This is a genomic window from Novosphingobium sp. UBA1939, assembly GCF_002336885.1.
GTDB lineage: Bacteria > Pseudomonadota > Alphaproteobacteria > Sphingomonadales > Sphingomonadaceae > Novosphingobium.
In genome coordinates this window covers 214-15,224 of sequence record NZ_DDFB01000035.1, presented here as the reverse complement: position 1 = coordinate 15,224, position 15,011 = coordinate 214, and the positions used below count along the sequence as shown (strand labels likewise).

Genomic DNA, 15,011 nt, shown 5'->3' with positions numbered 1-15,011 from the left:
GCCAGCGGCCCGGCGGCGACGTTCTCGAACTCGTACGTCACCACCGCGCATTGCGCGGCGAACGCGGCCAGCGCGGCCTCGTCGTCATAGCGCCCTTGCGTGAACGCGGCGCTGACATCGGCCGCGACCGAATCCGCTTCCGGCGCATAGACATGGCAGCGATAGCCGAGGTTCGCCGCCGCCAGCGCCAGCATCCGGCCCAGCTGGCCGCCGCCGAGAATGCCGATGGTTTCGCCGGGGGCGATCATGCGCCGCTCCTCGTCAAGGCCATGTCCACCGGGGCCATCTCCCTCAGGAAGGCCGTTCCGCGACCGAATCGGTCTGCGCGGCGCGGAAGGCGATCAGCCGTTCGGCCAGCGCGGGATCGGACGTGGCGAGGATCGACGCGGCCAGCAGGCCGGCATTGGTCGCGCCCGGCACGCCGATGGCCAGCGTGCCCACGGGAATGCCGCCGGGCATCTGGACGATCGACAGCAGGCTGTCCATGCCCTTCAGCGCCTTGGATTCGACCGGCACGCCCAGCACCGGCAGGTGCGTCATCGAAGCGACCATGCCCGGCAGGTGCGCCGCACCGCCGGCCCCGGCGATGATAACCCGGAAGCCTTCCCGGTGCGCGCCCTTGGCGAAGGCGACGAGCCGGTCGGGCGTGCGGTGCGCGGAAACGATGCGGCATTCGTGCGCCACGCCCAGCTTGTCGAGCGCGGCGGCCGCGTTCTTCATCGTCTCCCAGTCGGACTGGCTGCCCATGACGATGGCCACGGCCGGCGCCTGCGGCGAGGTATCACTCATGCCCTGCCCCCTCTCAGGCCGGAACGCGCCTCAGCGTTCCGACAGGTAGTACCGCTCGATCTCGGCGAGGTTGTCGTCCAGTTCATAGACGATTGGCTGGCCGGTCGGAATCTCGAGGCCGGTGATATCGGCGTCCGAAATGCCCGAAAGGTGCTTCACCAGCGCGCGCAGCGAATTGCCATGGGCCGAAACGATCACCGTTTCGCCGGCCTTCAGCGCCGGGGCGATCTTCTGCTCGAAGCACGGCAGCACGCGGGCGATCGTGTCCTTGAGGCTTTCGGTGGCCGGCACGGCGATGCCGGCATAGCGCGGGTCGGCCGCCAGGTCGAAAGCGCTGCCCGCTTCCAGCGGCGGCGGCGGAATGTCGAAGCTGCGGCGCCAGACCTTGACCTGCTCGTCCCCGTGCTTCGCGGCGGTCTCGGCCTTGTCCAGCCCGGTCAGGCCGCCATAGTGCCGTTCGTTGAGCCGCCAGTCCTTGTCTTCGGGAATCCACAGCCGGCCGGCCGCTTCCAGCGCGAAATGCAGCGTCTTGATCGCGCGCGTCTGCAGCGAGGTGAACGCCACCGTCGGCAGCACGCCCTTGTCCTTCAGCAGCGTGCCGGCGGCAAGCGCTTCGGCCGCGCCCTTTTCGGTCACGTCGACATCCCACCAGCCGGTGAAACGGTTTTCGAGATTCCATTGCGATTGACCGTGACGGATCAGGATCAGGCGGGGCATCGTGGCTCCTGCTGCTCTACTGCGGGAAACGGCCCCCTAGCGCTCCCCTTGCGGTTTGGAAAGGCCGCCGGTGCCGGATTCGCCGTTGCCCGCCTCGCGCGCGCCAAGTTCGCGCGTCCCAAGTTCACTGGCCCCGAGTTCTCTGGCCCCAAGTTCTCTGGCCCCAAGTTCCCTGGCCTGCGCCTTGCGCCGCTTCAGGTTCTCGCGCAGGCGCGCGGCCAGCCGTTCCTCGCGCGTCATTCTTGCCGGATCGTCGCTCATGCCGTGCGATGTGCCTTGCCGGCGCGCGCACCGCAAGGGCACGCCGCCGATACCGCGGCACGTCATACCACGCTTGACAAAGCCGGCCCTCGCAGCCATTAGCGCGCCCCTGCCCGCCGCCGGTTCTTGCCGGCGCGCCGGAGCGCGGAAATGGTGTGCTGCTGTAGCTCAGTGGTAGAGCGCATCCTTGGTAAGGCTGAGGTCGGGAGTTCAATCCTCCCCAGCAGCACCATTTCCCGCCCCGCTTCCAACAAGCAGTGTCAGGCTATCAGTATCAGGCCAGCAGGTCCGCCCATTCGGGATGGCGCTGGAACGCGGCGGCGACATAGCTGCAATCGGGCGCGATCTTCCAGCCTTCGGCCCGCGCATCCGCGATCAGCGCCTCCACCAGCTTGCCCGCCACACCGCGCCCGCCGATTTCGGGCGGGACCAGCGTGTGTTCGGCCGCGACCACATCGCCCCGGCGGCGCCAGGTCAGCCGGCCCACCGCGTCGCTTCCCGCGACCGCCGCGTGGTATTCGCCCTCGGCGCCACCGCCGACGCGCGTGATCGTGACCTGTTCCATTGCTTGCTCCCGCTTGACCGCTTGTGTCGGTGCCTTAGATGCCTTGGCGCATGAAGTTCTTCTCCGATAACGCCGCCGGCGTCCACCCCCGCGTCTGGGACGCGATGCGCGCGGCCGACCAGCCCGACGCCGCCTATGACGGCGACCGCCTGAGCGCGCGGCTGGACGAGGCCTTTTCGGCCTTGTTCGGCACCGAATGCGCCGCATTGTGGGTGGCGACGGGCACCGCTGCGAACTGCCTGGCGCTGGCCGCGCTGGCCCAGCCACATGGCGGGATCGTCTGCCATCGCGAGGCGCATATCGAAGTAGACGAAGGCGGTGCGCCCGGCTTCTTCACCCACGGCGCCAAGCTGCTGCTGGCCGACGGCGAAGGCGCGAAGCTGACGCCCGAGACGATCCGCGCGACGATCGACCCGATCCGGCGCGACGTGCACCAGGTGCAGCCGCACGCCATCTCGATCACGCAGGCGACCGAATACGGGCGCGTTTATACGCCCGGCGAGGTCGCCGCGATCGGCGCGCTGGCCAGGCAGCGCACGCTGGGCCTGCACATGGACGGGGCGCGCTTTGCCAACGCGGTGGCCCATCTCGGTTGCGATCCGGCCGCGCTGACGGTGAATGCCGGCGTCGACGCGCTGACGTTCGGCTGCGTCAAGAACGGCGGCATGAGCGTCGAGGCGCTGGTGTGCTTCGATCCCGCGCTGGCCGACGTAGTGCGCTATCGCCGCAAGCGTGCGGGGCATCTCCAGTCCAAGGGACGCTATCTGGCCGCGCAGGTACTGGCGATGATCGAAGACGGCCTGTGGCTTGAAAACGCGCGCGCCGCCAATGCCGCCGCCGCCGCGATCGGCGCGGCCTGCGGCGAGCGCCTGCTCCACCCGGTCCAGGCCAACGAGGTCTTTGCCGTGCTTTCGCCCGCCGAACAGGCCGCGCTCCACGCGCAAGGGTTCGACTTCTACGATTGGCCCGCCCCCGAAGGCGCACCCGGCGCGGCGCGGCTGGTTACCGCGTGGAACAGCGATCCGGCGCATGTCGAGGCGCTGGCCCGCGCCATTGCCGCGCTGTGACATCGCCCGACGGCGGGCCGGCTTCGTTCTGGAGCCCGCGCATCCTGGGGCCGTTCGCGCTGGTGGCGCTGATCTGGGGCTCCACCTGGCTGGTCATCAAGGATCAGATCGGGTCGGTGCCGGCCAGCTGGTCGGTCACCTGGCGCTTTGCCGTGGCCGCGGTCGGCGTGCTGCTGCTGGCGCTGGCGCGCCGTGAGAGCCTGCGGCTGGACCGGCGCGGACACCAGCTCGCCGTGCTGATGGGGCTGCTCCAGTTCGTCTGCAATTTCCAGTTCGTCTACCGCGCCGAACAGCACATCACCTCGGGCATCGTCGCCGTCCTGTTCGCGCTGCTGCTGGTGCCCAACGCCCTTTTCGCGCGGCTGTTCCTGGGGCAGCCGCTGACGCGCGGCTTCCTCGCCGGATCGGCCATCGCCATCGGCGGCATCGCCCTGTTGCTGCTGCACGAGGTGCGCACGGCGCCGGTCGGCAACGCAGCGCTGCTGGGCGTGCTGTTCACGTTCTGCGGCATCCTGTCCGCGTCCAGCGCCAACGTGCTGCAGGCGAGCGAGGCGGCGCGGACGCGCCCGATGCTGGCCCTGCTGTTCTGGGCGATGGTCTGGGGTGTCGCGATCGACGCGCTGTTCGCGTGGACGGTCTATGGCCCCCCGCAAATCGACCTGCGGCCCGGTTATCTGCTTGGCATCGCCTATCTGGGCGTGATGGGGTCGGTGGTGACCTTTCCGCTCTATTTCCAGCTGGTGCGCGAACTCGGCCCCGGCCGCGCGGCCTATAACGGGGTGGTCGTGCCCGTGGTGGCGATGCTGCTGTCGACGCTGTTCGAAGGTTATCGCTGGTCGTCGCTGGCCGTCGCCGGCGCGGTGCTGGCGATGGCGGGGCTGATCGTGGCGCTGAGAGCGCGCAACCCTTCGCGATAGGTCGGATAGCGCGGGCGCCAGTTCAACAGGCGCCGCGCCCGCCCGTTCGCGACGCGGCGGTTCTCCGCGTAGAACGCACGCGCGGCCGGGGAAAGGCCGGCCGCCTCCAGCGTGAGCAGCGGCGGCGGCGCGCATCCCGCCAGCCGCGCCGCTTCCTCGATCACCGCGTTCTGGCTGCACGGCAGATCGTCGGACAGGTTGTACACGCCCGCCGGCCCGCCGAACGAGGCGATGATTCCGCCGGCGATGTCCTCCACGTGGACGCGGCTGAACACTTGCCCGGGCAGGTCGATGCGGTGCGCCGTCCCCGCGCGCACCCGTTCCAGCGCACTGCGGCCGGGGCCATAGATGCCCGGCAGGCGGAACACGCGCACGCGGGGATCGAGCACCTGCCAGGCCAGGTCCGCATCGGCCCGGGCGGTCCGGCGGCCCCGCCCCACCGGCGCGCTTTCGTCCACCCAGGCGCCGGCTGCATCGCCATAAACGCCGGTGGAGGAAAGGTAGCCGATCCAGCCCGCGCCGCATTGCCGGATGCGCGCGCCATGGCGCAGCAGGACCGGATCGCCACCCGCCTCCGCCCCCTTGCCCACTGCCGACGGCGGCACCGACGAGAGGACATGCGTGGCGTGCGTCAGTTCCGCCGCGATGCCGGCGTCGTCATCGAAGGCCAGCGTGCCTGCGCGGCCGGTTCCGGCGACGCGCCAGCCCTGCCGCCGCAACCGCTCCGCCAGTATCCCCGCGCTGTAACCCAGCCCGAAGACGAACAGGCTGCCCGTCAATGCTGTGCGTCCATCGGCTCCAGCACGATCGGCGTCGGCTTTGCCATCGGCGCGCCGGGCATGTGGATCTGCTTCCACCGCATCGCCAGCCGCACGCGCGTGGCGCCCGAGGGATGATCGTAGAACAGCGCTTCCTCGACCGGGCCAGGATCGATCTTGCGGTATTCGGAAAGCTTCATCGACAACGAGGCGAACCCGTCCGGCTCGTGCGCGGCGTCCAACCCGAAGACATCGGCGTCCCGCTCGGTCACGCGGACCAGCGTGTTGGTGATCGGCGTGACCATCAGCGAAAAGACCACGAAAACGCCGGCAAGGAGAGGCATCGAGGCGGGATCGGCCACGTCGCGAATGTTCCACCGGGCTCCGTACCGGGCCAGGATCAGCGGCATGGCCCAGGCCGCCAGGAACAGCATCAGCCCGTAAAGCGCCGTCAGCCAGATCCACGAGCGCCAGACATGGCCCAGCACGTAATGCCCCATCTCGTGCCCCACCGCGGCGAGGATTTCCGGCTCGGTCGCGCGGTGCAGCAGGTTGTCGTTGAGGCTGATCCGCACGCTCGGCCCGATGCCCGAGACATTGGCCGAAATGCGCTTGGTCTGCTTGGACGCGTCATAGACGTAGATATGTTCGGCCGGCACGTCATAGGCCTTGGCCATGGCGACGATGCGATCGCGCACCGGCCCCTGGGGCAGTTCGGAATAGGTATTGAACAGCGGGAGGATATAGACCGGCGCGAACAGCATCGCCAGCGCGAGGAAGACCGAGACGACCCCCGTCGATACCATCCACCAGTTCTTCGGCATCCGCCGGATCACGGCATAGATCACCACGAACAGCAGGCTGCCGATCACCAGAGTCACGAACAGGCCGATCACCTGTTCGCCCAGCCAGCCGGCGAAGGACTGGTTCAGCAGGCCATAGCGCGCCTCGCGCACGAATCCTGTGTAGATGGTCCACGGCAGCAGCAGCAGCGTGCTGGCCATCAGGAACACGGCAGCCACTTCGAACACCACCAGCGCGCGCCCGCGGCCCTTGCCTTCGGCCGCATCGCGCACACGGGGCAGGATGCGCAGCCGCAGCATGACCCAGTAGGCGGCCACCGAAACCAGCGTGCCAATCAGCGCGATCCAGTAACCGCCCTCGAAATAGGCGTCCGACTTCACCCGCGCGGATCCCTGCAGCGTATCGAGGTAGGCGCGCGTGGCGGCATCGGCGTTGAAGCCAGCCGCATGGCCGACGCCCGGCACAGCAAGGAGGGCAAGGAGCGACAGAACGGCATATGTGAAAGGGAAGAAAAAGCCCCGGCGCATTCACAGTCCTCAAACGGTCGTTCAACAAGGCCTGCGCGGCGAAACCGTCTGGAGTCAAGAGCGTTTGGCGATTGCCCTTGGCCGGCTTCGCCCTACATTGGGACCATGAACGACCTCGCTAATCCGCCGTCCGCCTCCCAGACCGTCGCCACGCCCGCCTCCCCGGCCGACGCCCCGGCGCCCGCGCACCCCGCCGTGATCCATCGCGCCGACTACCAGCCGCCGGCCTGGCTGGTGCCGGAAATCGGCCTCGATTTCGCCCTGTCGCTCACCGAAACCCGCGTGCAGGCGACGCTTTCGGTCGAACGCAACCCGGCGGGCGACGGCGCGCGCACGCTCCGCCTCGACGGGGATGGCCTGCGTCCCGCAAGCGTGTCCGTGGACGGCCTGCCGCACAACGACTGGCGCCTGGACGGCGACGCGCTGCTGATCGACCTGCCGGGCGGAAAGCACCAAATCGGCATCGAAACTCTGGTCGATCCCACTGCGAACACACAGCTTTCCGGTCTCTACGCGTCCGGCGGGATGCTCTGCACCCAGTGCGAGGCGGAGGGATTCCGGCGGATCACCTTCTTCCCCGACCGGCCCGACGTGCTGAGCCGCTACACGGTGCGGATGGCGGGCGACAAGGCGCGCTTTCCGGTGCTGCTGTCGAACGGCAATCCGGTGGCGCAAGGCGAGGGGCCGGACGGCACGCACTGGGCCGAATGGCACGATCCCTGGCCCAAGCCGTCCTATCTCTTCGCGCTGGTGGCGGGCGATCTGGTGCCCACGCGCGACAGCTTCACCACCCGGTCCGGCCGCAAGGTCGATCTGGCGATCTGGGTCCGCGCCGGCGACGAGACGCGCACCGGCCACGCCATGCGCTCGCTGATCGCCTCGATGAAATGGGACGAGGAGGTCTACGGCCGCGAATACGATCTCGACCTGTTCAACATCGTCGCCGTCTCGGACTTCAACGCCGGCGCGATGGAGAACAAGGGCCTCAACGTCTTCAACACGCGCTACATCCTGGCCGATCCGGAAACCGCGACCGATGCGGACTACGACGCGATCGAGGGCGTGGTGGCGCACGAATACTTCCACAACTGGTCGGGCAACCGCGTGACCTGCCGCGACTGGTTCCAGCTCAGCCTCAAGGAAGGCTTCACCGTGCTGCGCGACCAGCAGTTCAGCGCCGATCGCGGATCGCCGCCGGTCAAGCGGATCGAGGACGTGCGCGTGCTGCGCGCGGCGCAGTTCCCCGAGGATTCGGGGCCGCTCGCCCACCCGATCCGGCCCGACAGCTACGCCGAAATCTCGAACTTCTATACCGCCACGGTCTATAACAAGGGCGCCGAGGTCATCCGCATGATGACGGTGCTGGCCGGGCCGGAACGCTTCCGCAAGGGCACCGACCTCTATTTCGCGCGCCACGATGGCGAGGCGGCGACCTGCGAGGATTTCGTCAAGGCGATCGAGGACGGGGCAGGGCTGGACCTCACGAAATTCCGCCGCTGGTACGAACAGGCCGGCACGCCCAGGGTGGACGCCGCGCTGGCGCATGACGCGGCATCGGGCACGGTCACGCTCACGCTCCGCCAGACCGTGCCGCCCACGCCCGGCCAGCCGGTCAAGCAGCCGATGCCGATCCCGCTGCGCACCGCGCTGTTCGACCGCGCCACCGGCACGCACCGGGGCGAACACCTGCTGGTGCTGGAAGAGACGGAACAGGCCTTCGCGTTCGAAGGCCATGCCGAGGCACCGGTGCTGTCGATCAACCGGTGCTTTTCCGCGCCCGTGGCGATCACCAGCCCGGCGACGACGGCCGACCTCGTGTTCCTGGCCGAACACGACGACGATCCCTTCGCCCGGTACGAGGCGATGCAGCAGCTGGTCGTCCAGCATCTTGTCGCGGCGGTGACCGGCGCGCTCGACGATGCCGCGCGCGCGACCGGCGAAGCGGCGATTACCGAAGCCTTCGGCACGATCCTGGCCGACGCCAAACTCGACGACCTGATGCGCGGCGAACTGGTGATCCTGCCCGGCGAAGCCTATCTCGCCGAACAGATCGCCGGGGTCGATCCCTCGCGCGTCCATGCCGAACGCGAAGCGCTGAAGCAGCACCTCGGCACGCGGTTGCGGGCGGAGATCATCGCGCTTCACGATCGCTGCTCCGCCGTGCCCTACAGCCTCGACGCCGCCGCGCGCGGCGCGCGCAAGCTGAAGACGCAGGCGCTGGTCTATCTGGCCGCGGCCGAGCCCGCCGAAGCCGCCCGGCGCGCCAAGGCGCAATACGACGCGGCCGACAACATGACCGACCGGCAGGGTGCGCTGATGGTGCTGTGCGGCCTGTCCGCACCCGAGCGCGAGGCGGCGCTGGCCGATTTCCACCAGCGCTTCGCGGGCAACATGCTGGTGATCGACAAGTGGTTCTCGCTCCAGGCGGGCTCGCTGCACCCGCAGGCGATCGCGCATGTGAAGGCGCTGGCCAGCCATCCCGACTTCACCATGACCAACCCCAACCGGGTGCGCTCGCTCTACATGGCGTTCGCGGCCAATCCGCAGGCGTTCCACAAGCCGGACGGCGAAGGCTATCGCCTGATCGCGGACCTGATCCTGGGGCTGGATCCGATCAACGCCAACACCGCCGCGCGCTTCGTGCCGCCACTGGGCCGCTGGCGCAAGGTGGAGCCGGGCCGCGCCGCGCTGATGCGCGCGGAGCTGGAACGCATCGCGGCCTGTTCCACGCTGTCGCGCGACGTGCGCGAGCAAGTCACGCGCAGCCTGGACAGCTGACGTGGTGGAGGTTGCGGGCATTACCGGCGTGGACGTGCTCACCCACCCGGCGTTGGGCGGCGTGCCCCACGGCTTCCTGGGCCGGCGCGGCGGAGTGAGCGAAGGCGTTCTCGCGGGCCTCAACGTCGGCTGGGGCAGCGAGGACGATCCCGCCGCCACGGCCGAGAACCGCCGCCGCGCAAGCGAAGCCGTCCTTCCCGGCGGCCGGCTCGTCTGTGCCTATCAGATCCATTCGCCCGACGTGGTGACGGTGACCGAGCCGTGGCCCGAGAGCGACCGCCCGAAGGCCGACGCGCTCGCCACCCGCCTGCCCGGCGTGGTGCTGGGCATTCTCACCGCCGATTGCGCCCCCGTGCTGTTCCACGACGCAAAAGCCGGGGTGATCGGCGCGGCGCACGCCGGCTGGAAAGGCGCGTTCGGCGGAGTGACCGACAACACCATCACGGCGATGGAAGCGCTGGGCGCCAGCCGCGCGGACATCGCCGCCGTGGTCGGCCCGTGCATCGCGCAGAAAAGCTACGAGGTGGACGCCGCCTTCGAGGACCGCTTCCTGGCCACCGACCCGGCCAACGCGCGCTTCTTCCGCGCCGGCAAGGCGGGGCACGCCTGGTTCGATCTGGAAGGCTACGTCGCCGCGCGGCTGCAGGCGGCCGGCGTCGGCACGGTCGCCATGCTGGGCGAGGATACCTACAGCCAGCCCGACCGCTTCTATTCGTTCCGCCGCGCCACGCACCGGGGCGAGCCCGACTATGGCCGCGAGATTTCGCTGATCGCGCTGCCGCAAAACCGGACGGCATAGCCTTTGATCGTCATTGCGAGGGGCAAAGCCCCGCGACAATCCAGAGCCGCGCGCGGGACTCTGGATTGCGTCGCGTGCCGCTCGCAATGACGAAGCGGGTCAACCCGGCGTCATGCTTCAGGCGATGCGCGATGTCTTTCGCGTATCGGGCATCAGCAGGTAGACCACGAACGATACCGCGATGCAGCCGGCCACGTACCAGAAGTAGCCGTCCTCCCAGCCTTCGGTCTTGAACCACAGCGCAATGTATTCGGCCGATCCACCGAACACTGACACGGTCACCGCATAGGGCAGGCCCACGCCCAGCGCGCGGATGCCGGCGGGGAACAGTTCGGCCTTCACCACCGCGTTGATCGCGGTATAGCCGCTGACCACGACCAACGCCGCCATCAGCAGGGCGAAACCGGTCCAGAAATCGTGCGTCACCGCCAGCGCGCGCATCAGCGGCACGGTGATGACCGCGCCCACCAGCCCGAAGGCCAGCAGCAGCGGCCGCCGCCCGATCCGGTCCGACAGCGCGCCGACCAGCGGTTGCAGCCCCATGAAGCCCGCCAGCACCAGCGCGGAGACCAGCGTCGCGTCCTCCTTCGACCAGCCGGCGGTGTTGACCATGAACTTCTGGGCATAGGTGGTGAAGGTATAGAACGCGACAGTGCCGCCCATGGTCAGGCCCACCACCGTCAGCACCTCGCGCGGGTGGGCGAGCAGGCGGCGCAGCGAAGGCTGGTGTTCGCGCTCCTGCTCGAACGCGGCGGTTTCGTGCATGGTCCGGCGCAACCACAGCGCGGCGACGGCGCAGGCGGCGCCGATCAGGAACGGCACGCGCCAGCCCCAGGCGTGGAGTTGCTCCTCCGTCAGCACCTGTTGCAGCACGATCAGCACACCCAGCGCCAGCAACTGCCCCATGATCAGGGTGACGTACTGGAAACTGGACCAGAAGCCGCGCCGCTCGGCCGATGCCACTTCGGAAAGGTACGTCGCGCTCGCGCCGTATTCGCCGCCTACGCTGAGGCCCTGCAACAGCCGCGCGATCACCAGCAGCACCGGCGCGGCCACGCCGATCCGGTCATAGCCCGGCGTCAGCCCGACGATCAGCGATCCCAGGCACATCAGCAGCACGGACGCGGTCAGCGCCGTCTTGCGCCCCGCGCGATCGGCGTAGAGCCCCATCAGCCAGCCGCCGACCGGGCGCATCAGGAAGCCCACCGCGAAGATCGCGGCGGTGTTCAGCAGCTGCGCGGTGGGATCGCCCTTGGGAAAGAACGCCGAGGCAAAATAGAGCGAGAACGCGGCATAGACGTACCAGTCATACCATTCGATGAGATTGCCCACCGATCCGCTGAAAATCGAACGCAACCGGCCCGGCGCCTCCTTCGATCCGTGATGCGCGCCCGATGCCATAGCTCTCCCCGCCGATGTCAGGAAGCGACGCTAGGCGGCGGCGGGGGCAAAGATCAAGCGACCGCTGCCGCAAGGGTGCGGGTTCAGAGCAGGCCCCGCGCCTCGAGATCGGCGCGCAGCGCGGCGGCGTCGTCGCGGAAATGGTGGGTGTGCCAGCCGAGCGCGTCCGCCGCCGCGATATTGGCGGCGTTGTCGTCGATGAACAGCATCCGCGCAGGCTCATGACCGAAACGGCGGGCCGCCAGCGCGAAGATCGCCGCATCGGGCTTGATCAGCTTTTCCACGCCGGAGACGACGATATCGCGGAAATGGTCAAGCACCGGGAAGGTCGGGCGGAACATCGCCCAGGTATCGGCGCCGAAATTGGTGATCGAAAACTGCGGTATCCCGCGCGCATCCAGCGCCCGGACCAGCTCGTGCGTGCCCGTGACCGGCCCCGGCACCGCATCCAGCCAGTTGGGCGCATAGGCTTCGATCAACGGGCGATAGGCGGGAAATTCGGCAGAGCGCGCGGCGATCATCTCCGCCAGCGGAACGCCCGCGTCATGCTGCGCGTGCCATTCCTCGGTCACCACGTTGGCCAGGAACCAGTCCAGTTCGCGCGGGTCGGCGATCAGCTTTTCGTAAAGCGAGGCGATTCGCCACTGCACCAGCACGCGCCCGATGTCCCAGACGACCGCGTCGATCGCGCCATCAACGGGCGCATCGACCGGGGCATCGTCCTGCTGGCTCACGCTGCGTTCCCGCAAACAAATGCGCCCCCGCGCAGGCGGGGGCAGCCTTGCCTCTGCAAGAGGCGTCGATCAGGACGGAAGCGTTCCGGCAGGTGCGGGAACGCTTCCGCCAGAGCCGGATCAGCCCTGGCGCGCCTTGAAACGACGGTTGGTCTTGTTGATGACGTAGGTCCGGCCACGGCGGCGGATCACGCGGTTGTCCCGGTGGCGGTCCTTGAGCGACTTCAGGCTGTTGCGAATCTTCATGACGAATCCCTTTGCCCGAAGCGACCGGGCTTGAAACTGAAGGCGCGCCGATAAGGGCGGGCCGGTGGAAAGTCAACCTTCGCCACGGATCTCGGTCAGCTTGCGCTCCCACGCCAGCGCGTGCGTGACGATGGTTTCGAGATCGGCGTATTTCGGCACCCACGGCACCGTCGCCCGGATCCGGCTGTTGTCGGAAATCAGCGAATCGGGATCGCCGGCACGGCGATCCTCCAGCTTGCGGACGATGGTGCGGTTGGTGACGCGGTCCACCGCGTCCAGCACTTCCAGCACCGAGAACCCGCGCCCATAGCCGCAGTTCATCGTCAGCGACCGTTCCGGCTGTTCGATCAGCGCGCCCAGCGCCAGCACGTGCGCCTCGGCCAGGTCCGACACATGGATATAGTCGCGCACGCCGGTGCCATCGGGCGTGGCATAATCGGTGCCGAACACCGCCACATGCCCGCGCTTGCCCAGCGCCGCCTCGACCGCGACCTTGATCAGGTGCGTCGCGCCGGCGGTGGACTGGCCCGTGCGCGCCTGCGGATCGGCGCCCGCCACGTTGAAATAGCGCAGCGCGCAGAAGTTCAGCGGATGCGCCCGGGCGGTGTCGGCCAGCATGATCTCGGTCATCAGCTTGGACATGCCATAGGGATTGATCGGCAGCTTCGGGCTGTCCTCGTTCACCGGCGAAACCTCGGGCACGCCATAGGTCGCCGCGGTCGAGCTGAAGATGAAGTGGCGCACGCCGCCCTTCACCGCCGATTCGATCAGCGCGCGGCTCTTGGCGGTGTTGTTGTGGTAGTATTTCAGCGGGTTCTCGACCGATTCGGGGACCACGACCGATCCGGCGAAGTGCATCACCGCCCCGATCCCTTGTTCCGCGATGATCCGCGCCAGCAGATCGCCGTCCTCGATATCCCCCTGATAGAACGGCACGCCATCGGGAATGGCGAAACGGAAACCCGTGGTCAGGTTGTCGATCACGCTGACGGGCCACCCCGCGTCCTTTAGCGCCAGCACGGCATGACTGCCGATATAGCCTGCGCCACCAGTGACGAGGACGGGTACTTTAGTCATGCGCGAATCACTCCGGAATGCAACGGACACCCTGCCCTAGCAGCAAGATTCGCAGGGAATCATTAAGTAGCGCGTTCAGTCAGGTGAAAGCGCCGGCGTGGCATCGCGCCGGCGGGATCGCCTTGGAAGCCCTTCACCGAAAGAACACACGCCATGCCCCGGGTTCGCACAACCTCCGCCCTTTCACCCCTCCTGTTCGCGGCTGCCCTGCTGGCCGGCGCGCCGGCGGCGCTGCACGCCCAGCCTTATGGCGGCGGCTGGGGGCGCGGCGATCCGTTCGGACCCTATGGCGCGAACGGCCGCGACAGCCGGACGGGCGGCGAACCGTCGAAGAAGGTCGATGTCACCACCTTCCGCGCCGCCGACGCCGGCAGCGCGCTGGCGCAGGGGCCGATCGTGATCGCCGCCGTCGCGCCGGATGGCTACGACGGCAGCGAGGACAACGTCGAGCCCGACGCCAAGCTGCCGGTCTATGAGGCGGCGGTGGTCGATCAGCTTGCCGGGCATGGCTACAACACCGCCACCTCGGGCGCGGAAGGCGGGCAGGTGGCCGAAGTGGCGGTCAGCCATTCGGTGGTGCAGCCGGAGGAAGCCCCGCACAAGCCCGTGAGCGGCGCGATGAGCACCACGATCAGCAACCGCGGCAGCGGCGTCGGTCTGGCGCTGGCGGTCGATCTGTCCAAGCCGAAGAAGGCGATCATCGGCACGCGGCTGGAAGTGCGCATTCGCGACAAGGCGACACGCCGCGTGCTGTGGGAAGGCCATGCCGAAGGCGTCGCGCGCGAGGGCGAGGCCGGGCTGGACAACACCGCCGTCGCCACGCGCCTGGCCACCGCGCTGTTCGCGAAGTTCCCCGAAGGCACCGAAGTGGCGGCGCTCCAGCCCTGATCGGAGCAACCTGCGGTTGCACGGGCACGTATCACGCCCATATCGGTTACCGGGACAACGATTGAGGATACGCCGATGCGCCGCCTGCTGATTGCTTCCGCCCTTGTGCTGGCCGCCTTGCCGGCCGCGCCCGGCGTGGCGTTCGCCGCCCCGGTCGAAGTCACGCGGTTCCACACCCCCGAATCGCTGGCGAAGCTGGTGCCGGGCGCCGCGCTGGCGCTGGCACCCGCGCCGGGCGAAGACCCCGCCGGTCTCGAAACCGCGCTGTGGAACGATGCGGTCATGCGCGAAGTGGCGGCCCGCGGCTTCGGCACGGCGACCGCCGGCGCGGCGGACGCACTGGTCGAAGTGCGGGTGGAGCGGCGCACCGAACGGCAGGAACGGCAGCGCGGACCGGTCAGCGTCGGCGTGGGCGGCTCCACCGGCGGCTGGAACAGCGGCGTGGGCCTGGGCGTCGGCTTCAGCCTGGGCGGCGGATCGCGCGAATGGACCGACACCCGCCTGTCCGTGACGATCCGCGACCGCGCGACAGGGCAGGCGCTGTGGGAAGGCCGCGCCGAATCGCGCGATAACGCGAAGAAGAAGGAAGCCGATGCGGCCAATGTCGCGCCGCGCCTGGCCCATGCGCTGTTCGCGGACTTCCCCGGCAAGTCCGGACAGACTATCCAGGTCAAATGACGCAA

At 68.7% G+C, this 15,011-nt stretch carries 16 protein-coding genes, 1 tRNA gene and 1 pseudogene; 7 read left to right on the top strand and 11 right to left on the bottom strand.

Going from position 1 to position 15,011, the window contains the following annotated elements:
• The 4 genes and pseudogenes from B3547_RS05830 to B3547_RS05815 form a co-directional block, all read right to left on the bottom strand.
• Positions 1-248 (bottom strand): annotated as a pseudogene (locus tag B3547_RS05830) (5-(carboxyamino)imidazole ribonucleotide synthase); the annotation flags it as partial.
• A gap of 43 nt (positions 249-291) precedes the next feature.
• The gene (gene purE, locus B3547_RS05825) at positions 292-789 is read right to left on the bottom strand and encodes a 5-(carboxyamino)imidazole ribonucleotide mutase (RefSeq protein WP_124810619.1); all 498 of its coding nucleotides are present in this window, start codon (positions 787-789) and stop codon (positions 292-294) included.
• Positions 790-819: 30 nt separating this feature from the next.
• The gene (gene gpmA / locus B3547_RS05820) at positions 820-1,506 is read right to left on the bottom strand and encodes a 2,3-diphosphoglycerate-dependent phosphoglycerate mutase (protein WP_125954101.1); all 687 of its coding nucleotides are present in this window, start codon (positions 1,504-1,506) and stop codon (positions 820-822) included.
• A gap of 36 nt (positions 1,507-1,542) precedes the next feature.
• A complete protein-coding gene (locus tag B3547_RS05815; protein WP_292961116.1) occupies positions 1,543-1,767 on the bottom strand; it encodes a hypothetical protein in 225 nt (74 codons plus the stop codon).
• A gap of 157 nt (positions 1,768-1,924) precedes the next feature.
• Between B3547_RS05815 and B3547_RS05810 the strand changes: the two genes are divergently transcribed.
• Positions 1,925-1,999, top strand: a tRNA-Thr gene (locus B3547_RS05810).
• Between the two features lie 42 nt (positions 2,000-2,041).
• Here the strand turns inward: B3547_RS05810 and B3547_RS05805 are convergent.
• Positions 2,042-2,332, bottom strand: coding sequence for a GNAT family N-acetyltransferase (locus tag B3547_RS05805; RefSeq protein ID WP_125954103.1), 291 nt, complete (start codon positions 2,330-2,332; stop codon positions 2,042-2,044).
• Positions 2,333-2,382: 50 nt separating this feature from the next.
• On the opposite strand from B3547_RS05805, the gene B3547_RS05800 reads away from it, so the two are divergent.
• On the top strand, positions 2,383-3,399 hold the full coding sequence (locus tag B3547_RS05800) for a threonine aldolase family protein (RefSeq protein WP_292961114.1): 1,017 nt from the start codon (positions 2,383-2,385) through the stop codon (positions 3,397-3,399).
• Positions 3,396-4,316, top strand: a complete 921-nt coding sequence (locus B3547_RS05795) for a DMT family transporter (protein ID WP_292961111.1) — start codon at positions 3,396-3,398, stop codon at positions 4,314-4,316. The genes B3547_RS05800 and B3547_RS05795 overlap by 4 nt, the downstream gene beginning before the upstream one ends.
• Here B3547_RS05795 and B3547_RS05790 read toward each other — a convergent pair.
• On the bottom strand, positions 4,226-5,095 hold the full coding sequence (locus B3547_RS05790) for an SDR family NAD(P)-dependent oxidoreductase (RefSeq protein WP_292961109.1): 870 nt from the start codon (positions 5,093-5,095) through the stop codon (positions 4,226-4,228). The genes B3547_RS05795 and B3547_RS05790 overlap by 91 nt on opposite strands.
• Positions 5,092-6,405, bottom strand: coding sequence for a M48 family metallopeptidase (locus B3547_RS05785; RefSeq protein ID WP_124810612.1), 1,314 nt, complete (start codon positions 6,403-6,405; stop codon positions 5,092-5,094). The genes B3547_RS05790 and B3547_RS05785 overlap by 4 nt, the downstream gene beginning before the upstream one ends.
• Before the next feature lie 105 nt (positions 6,406-6,510).
• Between B3547_RS05785 and pepN the strand changes: the two genes are divergently transcribed.
• Together pepN and pgeF are read left to right on the top strand one after the other, a co-directional pair.
• The gene (gene pepN / locus B3547_RS05780) at positions 6,511-9,183 is read left to right on the top strand and encodes an aminopeptidase N (RefSeq protein WP_292961106.1); all 2,673 of its coding nucleotides are present in this window, start codon (positions 6,511-6,513) and stop codon (positions 9,181-9,183) included.
• Between the two features lies 1 nt (position 9,184).
• Positions 9,185-9,982 carry a peptidoglycan editing factor PgeF gene (pgeF, locus tag B3547_RS05775; protein WP_414690502.1) on the top strand — a complete coding sequence of 266 codons (798 nt, stop codon included), beginning with the start codon at positions 9,185-9,187 and terminating at the stop codon, positions 9,980-9,982.
• A 117-nt stretch (positions 9,983-10,099) separates the two neighbouring features.
• Here pgeF and B3547_RS05770 read toward each other — a convergent pair whose 3' ends face one another.
• The 4 genes from B3547_RS05770 to galE form a co-directional block, all read right to left on the bottom strand.
• Positions 10,100-11,383 carry an MFS transporter gene (locus tag B3547_RS05770; protein ID WP_292961103.1) on the bottom strand — a complete coding sequence of 428 codons (1,284 nt, stop codon included), beginning with the start codon at positions 11,381-11,383 and terminating at the stop codon, positions 10,100-10,102.
• Between the two features lie 83 nt (positions 11,384-11,466).
• A complete protein-coding gene (locus B3547_RS05765) occupies positions 11,467-12,117 on the bottom strand; it encodes an HAD-IA family hydrolase (RefSeq protein ID WP_194918862.1) in 651 nt (216 codons plus the stop codon).
• Between the two features lie 120 nt (positions 12,118-12,237).
• Positions 12,238-12,363, bottom strand: a complete 126-nt coding sequence (gene ykgO, locus B3547_RS05760; protein WP_003046794.1) for a type B 50S ribosomal protein L36 — start codon at positions 12,361-12,363, stop codon at positions 12,238-12,240.
• Positions 12,364-12,435: 72 nt separating this feature from the next.
• Positions 12,436-13,440, bottom strand: coding sequence for a UDP-glucose 4-epimerase GalE (galE, locus tag B3547_RS05755; protein ID WP_125954111.1), 1,005 nt, complete (start codon positions 13,438-13,440; stop codon positions 12,436-12,438).
• Between the two features lie 153 nt (positions 13,441-13,593).
• Between galE and B3547_RS05750 the strand changes: the two genes are divergently transcribed.
• Entirely contained in the window at positions 13,594-14,328 is a 735-nt protein-coding gene (locus B3547_RS05750; protein WP_292961098.1) for a DUF4136 domain-containing protein, read from the top strand.
• 75 nt (positions 14,329-14,403) lie between these two features.
• Positions 14,404-15,006 carry a DUF4136 domain-containing protein gene (locus B3547_RS05745; protein WP_125954113.1) on the top strand — a complete coding sequence of 201 codons (603 nt, stop codon included), beginning with the start codon at positions 14,404-14,406 and terminating at the stop codon, positions 15,004-15,006.
• Positions 15,007-15,011: the final 5 nt, after the last annotated feature.

Excerpts from the sequence above, each read along its gene's own strand:
- purE (WP_124810619.1), bottom strand. The coding sequence starts at position 789 with ATGAGTGATACCTCGCCGCAGGCGCCGGCCGTGGCCATCGTCATGGGC.
- gpmA (WP_125954101.1), bottom strand. The coding sequence starts at position 1,506 with ATGCCCCGCCTGATCCTGATCCGTCACGGTCAATCGCAATGGAATCTC.
- B3547_RS05815 (WP_292961116.1), bottom strand. The coding sequence starts at position 1,767 with ATGAGCGACGATCCGGCAAGAATGACGCGCGAGGAACGGCTGGCCGCG.
- B3547_RS05805 (WP_125954103.1), bottom strand. The coding sequence starts at position 2,332 with ATGGAACAGGTCACGATCACGCGCGTCGGCGGTGGCGCCGAGGGCGAA.
- B3547_RS05800 (WP_292961114.1), top strand. The coding sequence starts at position 2,383 with ATGAAGTTCTTCTCCGATAACGCCGCCGGCGTCCACCCCCGCGTCTGG.
- B3547_RS05785 (WP_124810612.1), bottom strand. The coding sequence starts at position 6,405 with ATGCGCCGGGGCTTTTTCTTCCCTTTCACATATGCCGTTCTGTCGCTC.
- pepN (WP_292961106.1), top strand. The coding sequence starts at position 6,511 with ATGAACGACCTCGCTAATCCGCCGTCCGCCTCCCAGACCGTCGCCACG.
- B3547_RS05770 (WP_292961103.1), bottom strand. The coding sequence starts at position 11,383 with ATGGCATCGGGCGCGCATCACGGATCGAAGGAGGCGCCGGGCCGGTTG.
- ykgO (WP_003046794.1), bottom strand. The coding sequence starts at position 12,363 with ATGAAGATTCGCAACAGCCTGAAGTCGCTCAAGGACCGCCACCGGGAC.
- galE (WP_125954111.1), bottom strand. The coding sequence starts at position 13,440 with ATGACTAAAGTACCCGTCCTCGTCACTGGTGGCGCAGGCTATATCGGC.
- B3547_RS05750 (WP_292961098.1), top strand. The coding sequence starts at position 13,594 with ATGCCCCGGGTTCGCACAACCTCCGCCCTTTCACCCCTCCTGTTCGCG.
- B3547_RS05745 (WP_125954113.1), top strand. The coding sequence starts at position 14,404 with ATGCGCCGCCTGCTGATTGCTTCCGCCCTTGTGCTGGCCGCCTTGCCG.